At 51.0% G+C, this 13,233-nt stretch carries 8 protein-coding genes, 2 pseudogenes and 1 CRISPR repeat array; all 10 genes and pseudogenes read right to left on the bottom strand.

Going from position 1 to position 13,233, the window contains the following annotated elements; translation table 11 throughout:
- Positions 1 to 10: 10 nt before the first annotated feature.
- Positions 11 to 682: pseudogene (locus tag GS3922_RS06950) on the bottom strand (GntT/GntP/DsdX family permease); the annotation flags it as partial.
- 208 nt (positions 683 to 890) lie between these two features.
- A complete protein-coding gene (locus GS3922_RS06945; RefSeq protein ID WP_063167341.1) occupies positions 891 to 2,435 on the bottom strand; it encodes a gluconokinase in 1,545 nt (514 codons plus the stop codon).
- A gap of 17 nt (positions 2,436 to 2,452) precedes the next feature.
- Positions 2,453 to 3,469: a LacI family DNA-binding transcriptional regulator gene (locus GS3922_RS06940; RefSeq protein ID WP_063167340.1), complete on the bottom strand. Its 1,017-nt coding sequence runs from the start codon at positions 3,467 to 3,469 to the stop codon at positions 2,453 to 2,455.
- 700 nt (positions 3,470 to 4,169) lie between these two features.
- Positions 4,170 to 5,072 (bottom strand): Rpn family recombination-promoting nuclease/putative transposase, encoded by a 903-nt coding sequence (locus tag GS3922_RS06935; protein WP_063167339.1) that lies wholly within the window; start codon positions 5,070 to 5,072, stop codon positions 4,170 to 4,172.
- A 174-nt stretch (positions 5,073 to 5,246) separates the two neighbouring features.
- Positions 5,247 to 6,085: direct repeats of the CRISPR family, unit length 30 nt; unit sequence GTTTCAATCCCTCATAGGTACGATAAAAAC.
- A 183-nt stretch (positions 6,086 to 6,268) separates the two neighbouring features.
- Positions 6,269 to 7,204: an AEC family transporter gene (locus GS3922_RS06930; protein WP_044743596.1), complete on the bottom strand. Its 936-nt coding sequence runs from the start codon at positions 7,202 to 7,204 to the stop codon at positions 6,269 to 6,271.
- A 193-nt stretch (positions 7,205 to 7,397) separates the two neighbouring features.
- On the bottom strand, positions 7,398 to 8,090 hold the full coding sequence (locus GS3922_RS06925; RefSeq protein ID WP_044743595.1) for a response regulator: 693 nt from the start codon (positions 8,088 to 8,090) through the stop codon (positions 7,398 to 7,400).
- Between the two features lie 13 nt (positions 8,091 to 8,103).
- Positions 8,104 to 9,713 (bottom strand): annotated as a pseudogene (locus GS3922_RS06920) (ATP-binding protein).
- 75 nt (positions 9,714 to 9,788) lie between these two features.
- Positions 9,789 to 11,315: a tripartite tricarboxylate transporter permease gene (locus tag GS3922_RS06915; RefSeq protein WP_063165750.1), complete on the bottom strand. Its 1,527-nt coding sequence runs from the start codon at positions 11,313 to 11,315 to the stop codon at positions 9,789 to 9,791.
- 13 nt (positions 11,316 to 11,328) lie between these two features.
- The gene (locus tag GS3922_RS06910; protein WP_015375035.1) at positions 11,329 to 11,784 is read right to left on the bottom strand and encodes a tripartite tricarboxylate transporter TctB family protein; all 456 of its coding nucleotides are present in this window, start codon (positions 11,782 to 11,784) and stop codon (positions 11,329 to 11,331) included.
- 52 nt (positions 11,785 to 11,836) lie between these two features.
- Positions 11,837 to 12,877 (bottom strand): Bug family tripartite tricarboxylate transporter substrate binding protein, encoded by a 1,041-nt coding sequence (locus tag GS3922_RS06905; protein WP_063167338.1) that lies wholly within the window; start codon positions 12,875 to 12,877, stop codon positions 11,837 to 11,839.
- Positions 12,878 to 13,233 lie beyond the last annotated feature (356 nt).

The following is a 13,233-nucleotide window of genomic DNA, read 5'->3' as shown; positions in this document are numbered from 1 at the left end:
CTGGAAAAGGCTAGAGAACCATATTCAATAACAAAATGAAGACAAACGCCACCACCGAAATAATCGTTTCCATGACTGTCCATGTCATGAGCGTTTCTTTCACCGTCATGCCGAAATATTCTTTGATCATCCAGAAGCCGGAGTCATTGACGTGCGACAAGATCAACGAACCCGCGCCGGTCGCCAAGACAAGCAGTTCCATATTCGTTCCCGGCATGGTAGCCGCGATGGGGGCAACGATGCCGGCAGCGGTCATCATCGAGACGGTCGCCGATCCCGTCGCTACGCGAATGAGCGCCGCAATGCCCCAGCCTAACAGGAGCGGAGAGAAGTGCGAGTGTTTCGCCACTTCCGCGATTTGTTCGCCGATGCCGGAATCAAGCAGCACTTTGTTGAATGCGCCGCCCGCCCCGATGACAAGCAGGATGTTCGCGACCGGACCAAGGCAGTCATTGGCGAACTTCAGCACGGCGTCGCGATGGAAGCCGCGGGCGTAGCCTAAGCTGAAGAACGAATAAACCGTCGCGATCAAGAGCGCAACAATCGGGTCGCCGATAAAGCGCAACACTTTCGCCGCTTCTGACTTTTGATCAAGCGTCACGTTTGCCACAGAGGCAATCAACATCAAAATGACCGGAAGCAAAATCGTGAACAGCGTATTGCCAAAGCCAGGAAGCTCACGTGCTTCTTTATGCTGCACAATCTAATGAGCAATAATAACACGATAATAGCAGCAACAACAATGGCGATTCCCATCACAAGCTCCTCCTTTATCTTTGAGATAAATCGATTTAGTGAACAAAGCAAACGTTTTCAGATCTTTGAAGGAAAGGGCTAAATCGATTTAGCGCCCGATCATAGCCAACTAAATCGATTTAGTCTTCCTCCCTTTACCCACTCCGCCGCTGAAACGCAGCGATGATGTCGAACTCCTCTTTCAATCGCTCATACAAGCGGGCATACAAATCAAACAGTTCAGCGTAAATGAGCGTATGTTCTTCCTTCGGCTCATGGCGGGCCGTTGTGTCGATCCACGTTTTCACCGTTTCCAGCGACGGCAGCTCGCCTAACGCGTAAAGCGCCACGGCAGCCGCCCCTAGCGCCGACGCCTCGTGCGTCTGCGGCACGATGAGCGGTTTGCCGAGCATATCAGAAAGCATTTGCCGCCAAAACGGCGACTTGGCGAATCCGCCCGAGACACGGATTTCCGACATCGGCCCCGTGACATCGCGAATGGCTAAAGCGACCGAGAGAATGCTGAAGCAGACGCCTTCCATGACAGCGCGGATGAAATGCTCGCGCTTATGATGAAGGCCAAGGCCAAAAAACGTCCCACGCGCGTTCGCATTCCAGTACGGCGCCCGCTCGCCCGACAAAAACGGCAAAAACACAAGCCCTTCCGCCCCCGGCGGGACGCGTTCCGCGTATTTCGTCAACAAGTCATACGGATCGATGCCGAGCTTTTTCGCCACTTCCCGCTCTTGGGCGCCAAACTCGTCGCGCAGCCAGCGAAGCAAAATGCCGCCGTTGTTCGTCGGTCCGCCGACGACCCAATAGCCGGGCGTCAACGCATAACAAAACGTCCGCCCTTTTTCATCGGTCGTCGGTTTTGCCGCAATCGTCCGCACCGCCCCGCTCGTCCCGATCGTAATGGCCGCTTCACCTGGGAGCACCGCCCCGACGCCGACGTTGGCGAGCACGCCGTCGCTTGCTCCGATCACAACAGGCACGTCAGCGGATACCCCCATTTTATCCGCCCATTCTTTCTTCATCCCTTGCAAGATGTATGTCGCTGGGACTAAACGCGGCAGCCGCTCGCGGCTTATGCCAAGAAACGAAAGCACATCCTCGTCCCAATCAAGCGTATCGAGGCAGAACAAACCGGTCGCTGAAGCGAGCGAATGGTCAGCGATATAATCGCCGTATAGACGGTAAAGCACATAATCTTTCACAGAGACAAACCAGCGGGCTTGCCGAAACACATCCGGCTGCTTCTCTTTCAGCCAAAGCAGTTTCGGCAACGGGGACATCGGATGGATCGGCGTCCCCGTCCGCCGGTAAATGGCAAGCCCGTTTTGCTCTTTCCACAGCCGCTCCGTTTGAGCCACGCTTCGGTTGTCCGCCCAGATGAGGAGGCGGGTGAGCGGCCGGCCCGACTCGTCAAGCGCCATAATCGAGTGCATCGCCGCACTCAAACCCATCGCTTTCACCTGTTCTGGGCGGATGCCGTGGCGGACCGTCACCGCCCCGACCGCTTGAACGACCGCCGCGAACAGTTCATCGGGATCCTGCTCGGCAAACCCCGGATGCGGCTGGATGATCGGATAGTCGACGGGGTGAGAAGCCAGCACCTTCCCCCGCCCGTCAAACACAACCGCTTTTGTGCTTGTCGTTCCAATATCAATCCCAATGACGACGTCCTCATGAATCGCCATCGTTTCTCCTCCCTTCTTCATTCCTTCCCCCGCCTGATCGATGTCCGTTCCATCAATGTCGGGGAGAAACGAAATACGCGCGGACCGTCGGCTTTTTTCGCTTTCATTTGTTCAAACACGCGCTCAGCTGCTTTTTTCCCCATCGCAAACGTCGGCTGGGCGATGGTTGTCAGCGCCGGCGTGTAAATGTCGGCAAACGGCACATCATCGATGTTGATGATCGCCACCTCATCCGGCACACGAACCCCTGCGTCTTTCACAAACCGCAAAACCCCCATCAGCGTCAAGTCGTTGATCGCAAACAAGGCATTAGGCCGCTTCGGTTCGGCAAACCGTTGTTTCAACACTTCCGGCAGCGCGTCCGGATCAGCGGCGATGATGTTCCCATCTTCAACGTCCAGTCCTCTTTTGCGCATAGCCGCCCGAAACCCTTCCAACCGCTCCATCCGCGGCACGTTGTAAGAGACAAGCGGCGGGGTGACAATCGCAATCCGATCGCGGCCCTGGGAAGCGAAATACTGAACCGCCATTTCCGCTGCACCTGCATTATCAAGCAGCACGCTGTCTGCCTCCACTCCCGGCACCATCCGGTCGACAAACACAAGCGGAAAGCGTTCCTCCACAAGGCGGCGGTAGACCTCTTCATTTTTCCCTGTCGGAAACACGATCAACCCGTCCACTTGCTTCGCCAGCAGCGTATCAACATATGTTTTTTCCTTATCCGGATCATCGCCGGAATTGCAGACAATGACTTGAAACCCGCGCTTTTGGCATTCCTCTTCAATGGCGTGCAGCACTTGCGTTGTCATCATATGAAGCATATTAAAAACAATCACGCCAATGGTCGCTGTCGTCTTTTGCTTCAAACTGCGGGCGATGATGTTCGGCTGATACCCAAGCTCTTCAATCGCCTCGGCGATGCGTTTTCTCGTCTCCTCGCTCATATATTCATAGCGCTTATTTAAGTATTGCGACACGGTGCTTTTCGAAACGTTGGCCAATTTCGCGACATCGGCCATCGTTACTTTTTTCAAAAGGGATCCCTCTCTCGTACTAAATCGATTTAGTTCAAAAGCGTTTTCATAAACCGGTTTAGCTTTATTATAAACCAAGTGAAAGCGGTTTACAATAGTTTTTGTTTGAAATCTAAAAATCAATGAATGGTATACGGCCGTGACAGCTTGCCGATCGAGTGATGTCATTCCGCCCGAATGGATCGCGCCAAACGGCTTCATAGATTGTACTTTCATTTTGCACTAAGCAATGCATTGATTCATTTTTATGAACAAATACCTATTTTTACCTGTCGTTTGTTTTAGTATTTTCTACATTATCGTTTGGCGTTTCTGAAACATCTGTGAAAGCCGCAGAAGAACATAATGAGTTTATTAGAGCTTCACAAGCACAATTGTATACCGATACCAATTAACAAAAAGGAGAATGGGACATGCTGACTACCATGACGTCTATTTTAGGCTACCTTTTTATAGGTGTCGTTATTTTAGCTGTTTTTATGGTTTTTAAATTCGTGAGAAAACGGTAAAAAATTAGAAGACTGATCATAAAAGAAAAACGCCGTTCATAAATCGAAAAAGTTCCCAAAACACGGCGTTTCCAAAAACCTCCCCTGGGAACGAAACGTCCGAAGGCTCTAACAAGACGGCCGCCGCCCTTTATGAGGGATTTGACGCCATTGCGGGCGGCGACGTTCGCTCTAGCCAGGGGGCATCCGACTTACTGCCTCACCTTTTCAATCGTCTCGACCGGCAGCCCAGTCAGTTCGTGAATCGTGTCGACATCGTACCCTTTCGCCAGCATTCTCTTCACCACGTCGAGCTTCCCTTCCTCGATCCCTTGTTGGCGTCCTTGCTTCATCCCCTGTTCGATTCCTTGTTGGATTCCCTTTTCCATCCCCCGCTGTTCGTATGAGACGATGAGTTCCATCACACGCTTTGCTTCCTTCGTCTCCATTTGGCTCACCTCGTGTCGCAGTTGGATTTCCTCCTCTTCGGATAACCGCAAATACGTCTCGAAAAAACCGAACAACAGCCGCTGTTTCGCTTCATCCAGCTCAAGGCGGACGAGCATGCGCAAAAATTCCTTTTTCACGTCGACTTTCTCATCTTCATTATACCCCATTTTGCTTAGCAAGGCAGCGGCGACAGGGTTGGCATGGCGGATGTACGCGCGCCACGGCAGTTTGCATAGCTCCACCGTCAAAAAGCGGAAGTCAAGAACGGTCAAAAACGGAAACTGCATGACCAATGAGGAAGGTTCGTCGTATTGTTCGTCATAGCTGAAGATGGCGATCGGGAGAATGCGGCGGCGGTATTTTTGAAACAAGCGGCTGAAGTAGAGGAACATTCGCTCGGGGAAGGTCCGCTGGGTGTAGCTTTGATGCTCGACATGGACAATGACGAGCCCGTCTTCCCCTTTCACCTTTGTTTCGACCAACAAGTCGACGCGGTGCTTCTCTCCGGCCGTCACATCGGTGAACAGTTCCTCGGAGAGGAAAGAGAGATGGTGAACGTCAATGTACTCGTACACGTCGGGAAAGAAAAGAAGCAAAAACTCCTCAAAAAATGTCGACAGCAGCTCTTTGAACAACCGGTCATGGTCAATTCGCTTCTTCGCCACGTTTTCCCTCCCTGCAATGTCGGATTCACCGTACTGTATTCGCCCTTCGCGGCCGAATTCCTTCTTGTTTCCCCCCGCGTTTTTTTGGCATGTGCCATTTCGCATTTGTCCTTTTCCTATGTCGAGCGGTAAAACAAGCTGAACTCAGCGGTGGTTCAGCTGTGGCAGGAGACAGTTTCAGTTCCTCATGGGTACGATAAAAACGTTCATCATCGTTGACGGGTTCCATCGGTACACGATTTTGTTTCAATCCCTCATAGGTACGATAAAAACCACGCAAGTTCTCGTATTCCATAACGACCATCGGGAGTTTCAATCCCTCATAGGTACGATAAAAACGGAGGCGAGGAAGAAAGGCTATCCCGGCGCCGGCTAGTTTCAATCCCTCATAGGTACGATAAAAACGAGGACACAGCATATCATCGTGTCTTGAAAAAACGAACTGTTTCAATCCCTCATAGGTACGATAAAAACTCTACTGTAATCACTCTCGAACCGAATTTACGTCCAGTGGTTTCAATCCCTCATAGGTACGATAAAAACTCCGTGTGTAAAATTCGATCACATGATCGTCGTTGTCAAGTTTCAATCCCTCATAGGTACGATAAAAACGCGCCGCGAGGCGTTGTGATCGACGCGGTCACGGGTGTTTCAATCCCTCATAGGTACGATAAAAACGGAAGCACTCTAGCCAAGTAGCGATATGCGTCTTCGTTTCAATCCCTCATAGGTACGATAAAAACTTTTGTCAGTTCGGTCAACCGTTTCACTTCGTTTTTGTTTCAATCCCTCATAGGTACGATAAAAACGATCGGTTGCTCTTGTGTTCTCTCTTTGTGTTCTTCCAGTTTCAATCCCTCATAGGTACGATAAAAACTGGATAAAATTGAACCGTACATTAAAAGTATTGGAAAATTTGTTTCAATCCCTCATAGGTACGATAAAAACCAATATAGCGGCCACAATGTTTCACTAAAAGGAGAGTTTCAATCCCTCATAGGTACGATAAAAACCCAAAACCATGCGCATAAAATCAAGCTTTTCCCCTTTTGGCTGTTTTCAGAATAGCACGTTTCAAAAATTCTGTCAATACGGTCTAGCCGCGTTGGCTGTAGGAGTTTGACGCAAAAAAACATTGTCGTCGATCCCCCGGGATTTTTGCACGATTGGAGGTCGACGACAACTTGCCCCCGTTTTCATCCGCCAATCGGAAACAGCAGACGGGCCGCATATACTGTGCCTGTCACGGTAATGGCGCTCAACAAGGTCGACACCAGCACTGCCTGGGCGGCGTAATCGGGGTGGCAGTCATACTCGAGCGCATACAGCGCCGTATTGCGTGAACATGGATACGAACTGGCAATGAGCAATGCCTGAGCCGTCACGCCATCCATTCCTAATAGAAAGATCAAAGACCCAGCCAACAGCGGCGACAATATCAAGCGCCCGAACACACTCACATACACAAGCGGCGGCAAGGCAGTAAACCGAGCGTAGGCGATTTGCGCTCCCAACGTAAAGAGGGCGATGGCTAAAAACGCATCGGCGACCCGCTGAAGCGGCGTCCATAAAAATGATGGGATCGGGACGTGGAGCCATCGGCAGACCACGCCAAGCAACAGCGCGTGAAGGACGGGATTTTTCCATATCTCCGCAGTCCATTTCTCCCTTTTTCCATTCCCGGATACGAACTGATATACCCCATATGTATTCGTCAAGAAATTTTGAAAGATCGTCACCATAATTTGAATCGTCGCCCCGAGCGGATGTTGATGAAATACAAGCTGACTGACCGGGATGCCGAAATTACCTGAGTTGTTCAACACAATGGTGTTTTGAAATACGGCTGACAAACTCCGTTCTAATTTGAACAACTTGGCCATCATCATACTCAAAACGATCAGTCCGCTGTTTTGCAACAAGAGAAATGCTAAGATGGCCGCCAACACCTTTCCATTCAACTCACTGTCATACACGTTGATGAATGCGACTGCCGGCAACAGGACGTACATGTTCAATTTGGATAACGTATTGAGGTCAAGATGAAAGAAGCGGTGAAGCCCTGCCCCCAAGCCGACAATCAATAACATCGGAACCATCACTTGCAATAAAATGCCGCTAAAAACAGCCAAGACGCTCTCCTCTCTTTCTTTCTCCATATAATGGATGTTTCATTTTTGAAAATCTATAAGGCTGGTGAAAAACAACTGATTTCGCTGAATCCATTGTTTTCGGCCGAAAGAGAAGCGTTGATTTTGCAAGACTTCTCTATTTGAAAAAAGTCCATTTTCTGTGATTTTTCACGAAATCACCAGCCTTCTATACCTACATTTTCTTCTTGTAAACTCGTTCCGGCCGCCCAACGGATCCATAGGCAATATCGGCCGTCACCTGGCCGACGGAGACGAGATACTCCAAGTAACGGCGGGCCGTCGTCCGGCTGGTTCCGATTTGCCGCCCCACTTCTTCAGCGGTGATGCCTTCTGCGCACTGTCTCACAACCCCCAACACTTTTTCTAAGGTCAACGGCTGAATGCCTTTAGGCAACATAGGCTGTTCCTTAACGGACACTTCTCTTCCCATTAAGGCATCAACCTCTTCTTGGCCAATCCACTCTTTCTCTTTCACCCACCGCTGCATTTTGTCATAGTACTCTTTATATCGATGCAATGTGTCGGCGAATCGGTCAAACATAATCGGCTTGATAATGTAATCAAACACTCCGCCATGCAGCGCTTGCTTCAGCGCCTCCACTTCTCGTGCTGCGGTGATCATAATAATATCGATATCGGAAAAACGCTCTCGCACCCATTTCAAAAACGAAAGGCCGTTCATATCGGGAAAATAGACGTCAAGCAACAACATGTCTGGCCGCAACACCTCCGTCAATTCCCTTGCCTCTTCAGCGTTCGTGGCGATGCCGACCACTTCATAACCGTTCACTTTCTCGACAAAGCGCCGATTGATTTCCGCAATGCGGCGGTCGTCTTCAATAATCAGTACACGAATCGGCAACATCGGTTCCCTCCTTCTAGCCTTGGCGGTCCTGCCGCCCGACATGGGCTGGCCGCTTTGGGATCATGATGGTAAATACCGTGCCTGCTCCTTGCTCAGATCGATACGTCATTTGCCCCCCGAGCATTGTCAACGCCCGGTTCACTAGATCAAGCCCATACCCCCGCCCTCCGGCAGCCTTCGTTGAAAAGCCGCGCTCGTAGATCCGTTCCGCTACAGCTGGGTCAATGCCTAATCCGTTATCCTCAACCTCAATAATCAAATCATTGCCAAGGTCAGTCAAAAAAACGGCCACCCGTTTCTCTTCCTTTCCGTTATGGAGAACGGCTTCCATGGCGTTATCTACTACATTTCCAATAATGGTTACTAGATGGTCCCGGTCCATCCATGGCGGCACATCACGGAAACTGCTTTCCCGATCGATCTCAAACACAATTTTCAGCTCGTTGGCGCGATTGAACTTGCCGATCAGCAGACCGCCGATGATCGGATCCGGAATTTCTTTCATGACAAACCGGACGATGTTTTGTTGCAAGTCGGTCTCTTTTGCGATCAGTTCAAGCGCTTCCTCATACGATTCCAGTTGAATCAGGCCAGAGATCAAATACAGCTTGTTGGAAAATTCGTGCGTTTGCGCGCGCAAGGCATCGGCATAACTGCGAAGCTGCGATAACTCTTTGGTCAAGCGATACAATTCCGATTTGTTTCGAAACGTCGATACCGCTCCGATCACACGCCCTTGCTTGTCTTTGATCGGAATGCGGTTGGCAATGACGGTTTCTTCCCCTAACACCATTTCATCGTCAAATTCTGCCTGCCCCGTCCGAATGACTTCAGGCAGCCTCGAGTGGGGAATAAGCTGCAAGATCGGCATTCCCAACACATCGCGTTCGTTCTCATACCCAAGCAGCTTCAGCGCCGTTTGGTTGACCATTGTAATCGTTCCCTCTTGATTGATGGCCACCATTCCTTCGCGAATTGCCTCTAAAATCGCCTGCTTTTCTTGGTAGAGCAAACCGATTTCTTCCGGTTCAAGGCCATGAATCGATTTTTTCACCGCCCTGGCGATCGCCATGGCGCCCACCGCTCCAAGAAAGAGAGCAAGAACGGAGAAAAGAAAAATCTTTATACGATACGACCACACCGTGCGCTGAATATCTTCCAGCAAAAACCGACCGAAACAATGCCGATCACCTGTCCGTTTTCATCCAAAACCGGCGCTTTTCCGCGGATTGCCGGACCGAGTGAACCGACCGCCTCCGAAATAATGGCCTTGCCTTTGAGCACCTCACCGTTGTCGCCCCCGACCATCGGTTTGCCGATCCGGTCCGGCAGCGGGTGAGCATAGCGGATTCCTTGGCGGTTGCCGATGACGACGTATTCCGCCCCTGTCTTTCGGCGAATATATTCGGCAAACGGCTGCAAGCGCACGGACGGATCGGGGTCGCGGAACGCCTCGCGCACAAGCGGGGTGGACGCGACGGTTTCCGCCACGTTCAGCGCCCGCATGCCGATTTGTTGTTTGATAGTCTCCGCGAACATATGTTGGAATAAAAACGTAAGAAACACGATGACAAACAAAAGCAGCGAACAAATGATCATCATCAACCGTGTTTGCAGTTTCATCGTGCTGTCCTCCAAACGGAAAAATGAAAAGAAAGACCATCCTCCACTAAAGGAAGAAAGCCTTTCTTTCTATTATTACATATCTTCATTGACAATGACGGTTTTTCCTCGTAATTTCATGAAAAACGGCACGGCAATCCACAATAAGGCGATGACCAACAAGACGAGCGAAATCGGCTTTTCAACGAACACGAGATAGTCCCCGTTGGATGCCGTCAACGCCCGGCGCATGTTGTTTTCAATCATTGGCCCCAGCACAAGCCCCAATACAAGAGGCGCGAGCGGGTAATCGTGTTCCGCGAGCCAATAGCCGAGCAAGCCAAATGCCAACAACAGAAACACATCAAACGTCGTCACTTGCACCGCATACACGCCGAATACAGAGATGGCGATAATGAGCGGCAACAAATACTTCGTCGGTGTTTGGATGATTTTCGCAAATAGTTTCACAAGCGGCATGTTGAGAATTAACAACATCACATTTCCGATAAACATGCTCGCAATCAATCCCCAGGCAACAGCCGGATGTTCATCAAACAACAGCGGACCTGGCTGGACGTTGTACATAATGAGCGCTCCCATCAAAATCGCCGTCGTCCCGGACCCCGGAATCCCGAGCGTCAACAGCGGAATCATCGCGCCTCCAGACGCACCGTTGTTCGCCGACTCGGGCGCCGCGACGCCGGCGATCGTCCCTTGGCCGAATTTTTCCGGATGTTTGCTGATTTTCTTTTCAAGAATATAAGAGAAAAATGAGGCCAACGTCGCTCCGGCTCCCGGCAGCACGCCGATGAAAAATCCGAGCAGCGACCCGCGGGCAATCGGGCCGGCACTTTCCTTCAAGTCCGATTTGGTTGGCAAGATGCACCCGATTTTAGCAATTTCCCCTTCGTTCGTTTCCCGATGGAGAATCGCTCTAAACACTTCTCCCAACGCAAACAACCCGACCGCTACGGTTAAAAACTCCAGCCCCCCATACAAATAGGAAATGTTGTACGTGAAGCGTGCGACGCCAGAGACGTTGTCGAGCCCGATCGTGGAAAGCAACAAGCCGAACACCGTCATGATCCACGCTTTCGTCATCGATTTGCCGGCAAGGCCGCTCACCGCAGCAAGCCCCAGCAGCATAAGCGAAAAATACTCCGCCGGACCGAACTTCAAGGCGACATTGGACAGCGGCTCCGCTAATAATACAAGACCGATGAGCGACACAATCCCCGCCACAAACGAACCGATCGCCGCAATCGCCAGCGCCGCTCCAGCCCGGCCTTGCCGCGCCATTTGGTAGCCGTCCAGCGTCGTGACAACAGACGATGATTCCCCGGGCGTGTTTAACAAAATTGACGTCGTCGACCCGCCGTACATCGCCCCGTAATAGACGCCGGCCAACAAAATGATCGAACTGGCGGCCGCCTGCTCGGGACTCAAACCCGATGTCATCGACGCCGTCACCGGAATGAGCAACGCCACCCCGCTCATCGGCCCGATCCCAGGAAGCACGCCGACCGCCGTGCCGATCAACACCCCGATAAACGCAAACAGCAAGTTATGCGGCTGAAGCGCCGTCTGAAATCCGTCAAACAAAAACGATAGTGTGTCCATGATGCCCCTCCTTTCATTGGAACCAAATCGGCCAGCTCGGCAATGTTCCTTGCAACAGTTTCACATAAAGGCCATATACGCCTAACGAAAAACCAGCCGCAATGGCGATCGATTTCCACAGCGCCCCTTTTTCCATCGTTTGAAAGCCGATGACAAGAAAGAGAAATGTCGTGATCACATATCCAACCGTTTCAAGCAACGCCGCATAGAAAATGGCGGCGATGAAAATGACAAGAAACTTTTTATATTGCCGCGGCAGTTTCTCCCCTGTTGCGCCTGAATAATTTCTTGTCTCAAACAGCAGTTTTATGCTTAATAAAACCAACACAAGTCCAAGCAAAAACGGAAACACATTCGGCCCGACAGCGCTGCCGTAGGCGCTTTTCGATATGCGCAAACTTTCCACCATAAACAAAGCGCCCACAGCCAAAAACGCCACCGCCGCGATCCGGTCAGCCGTTTTGTTCATCGCTTTCCCTCCCGCTTTTGGAAAAAGGGGAAGAATGCTCTTCCCCCTCGAGTTATTTATGCATCCCAAGCGACTTCAGCAGGTCGCCGACTTGCTGCTCTTGCTCTTGCAAAAATTTCGTAAACTCTTCCGAATTGCGGTACTCTGCTTCCCAACCTTGTTTTTGCAGCTCTTCTTTCCATTTTTCATGCTCAGACAGTTTTTTCAATGTCTCTTCCCAAAACGCTTTTGCTTCCGAAGACATTTCCTTCGGCCCGAACACGCCGCGCCAAATCGTAAACTCGGCATCAACGCCAAGCTCTTTCATCGTCGGCACGTCTTTCAGCACTCCGCCGAGGCGTTCTGGAGCGGAAACCGCCAACACCCGCACTTTGCCGGCCTTCAAATATTCCCCAACCGAAGACGCATCCGTCGCAATCACATCCGCATTGCCGCCAAGCAGCGCCGCCATCGCTTCTCCGCCGCCATCGTACGAAACATACTTGACTGATTTTGGATCGATGCCCGACTTATAGATCGGCAAAATCGCCACTAAGTGGTCCATCGACCCTGGTGCCGACCCTCCGGCAATGGTGACGGATTTCGGATTTTGTTTAATGGCGTTCAGCAAGTCGGTCAACGTTTGAAACTTTGAATCGGCTTTAACCACAATCGCGCCAAAGTCTTTTGTCAACTGGGCGAGCGGGGTTGTGTCTTTGTAGCCGAACGGGCTGTTCCCTTCTTTTTTCAAGTTATTGATGATAATCGGCGGTGAATTGACAAACAGCTTATAATCGTTTTTCACATCCTGGGTAGCGTATTCGGCCATAAAGACTGCCCCGCCGCCGCCCGGTTTGTTTTCGACCGTCATGGTCTGTTTGACAAGCCCTGTCTCATCCAACACTTTCGTGACCGCGCGGGCCGTTAAATCCCAACCGCCGCCCGCCCCAGACGGAGCAACAATCGTAATCGGCTTCGTCGGATAGTTGGAAGCAGACGAACCGGAGTTGGAACCGGACGGTTTCGACCCCGCCGATTCATTGCCCCCACAGGCCGCCAAAGCCAGTGTCATCATCCCTGCAGCGAGCAATCCCCACCATTTCGTTTTCTTCATTTCTCCCTTGCCCCCTTGTTTTTTGATAACGTTTTCAATCACAACCTTACCATGCCGCGGGATGAACGTGAAGTTTTTGAAAATAAAATGAATTTTGTGCATTTTGTTCATGGACATATAGCCGACATGATCTCATATGGCCAAGACGCCTAGCGGAACGCCGGAGCCCCATAACAAAAAAAGGCCGCCTGCCTTTCAAGGCCGACGGTGCATAAAACGTTGGCACGGTACATACTTTCTGATTTTTGTTCCTCCTCTTTCATGTGACCGGACGATCATCCGTTTTCTACAATCGATCACTTACGAATCAGTGATTTCCTCTACCTCTTTTGCCACCGCCAACTGTCCTCGTTAGA

The organism is Geobacillus subterraneus (genome assembly GCF_001618685.1).
In the GTDB taxonomy this organism is placed as follows: domain Bacteria; phylum Bacillota; class Bacilli; order Bacillales; family Anoxybacillaceae; genus Geobacillus; species Geobacillus subterraneus.
This window is presented reverse-complemented; position numbering and strand designations above follow the sequence as displayed.

Excerpts from the sequence above, each read along its gene's own strand:
- GS3922_RS06925 (WP_044743595.1), bottom strand. The coding sequence starts at position 8,090 with ATGTTGCCGATTCGTGTACTGATTATTGAAGACGACCGCCGCATTGCG.
- GS3922_RS06945 (WP_063167341.1), bottom strand. The coding sequence starts at position 2,435 with ATGGCGATTCATGAGGACGTCGTCATTGGGATTGATATTGGAACGACA.
- GS3922_RS06915 (WP_063165750.1), bottom strand. The coding sequence starts at position 11,315 with ATGGACACACTATCGTTTTTGTTTGACGGATTTCAGACGGCGCTTCAG.
- GS3922_RS06905 (WP_063167338.1), bottom strand. The coding sequence starts at position 12,877 with ATGAAGAAAACGAAATGGTGGGGATTGCTCGCTGCAGGGATGATGACA.
- GS3922_RS06910 (WP_015375035.1), bottom strand. The coding sequence starts at position 11,784 with ATGAACAAAACGGCTGACCGGATCGCGGCGGTGGCGTTTTTGGCTGTG.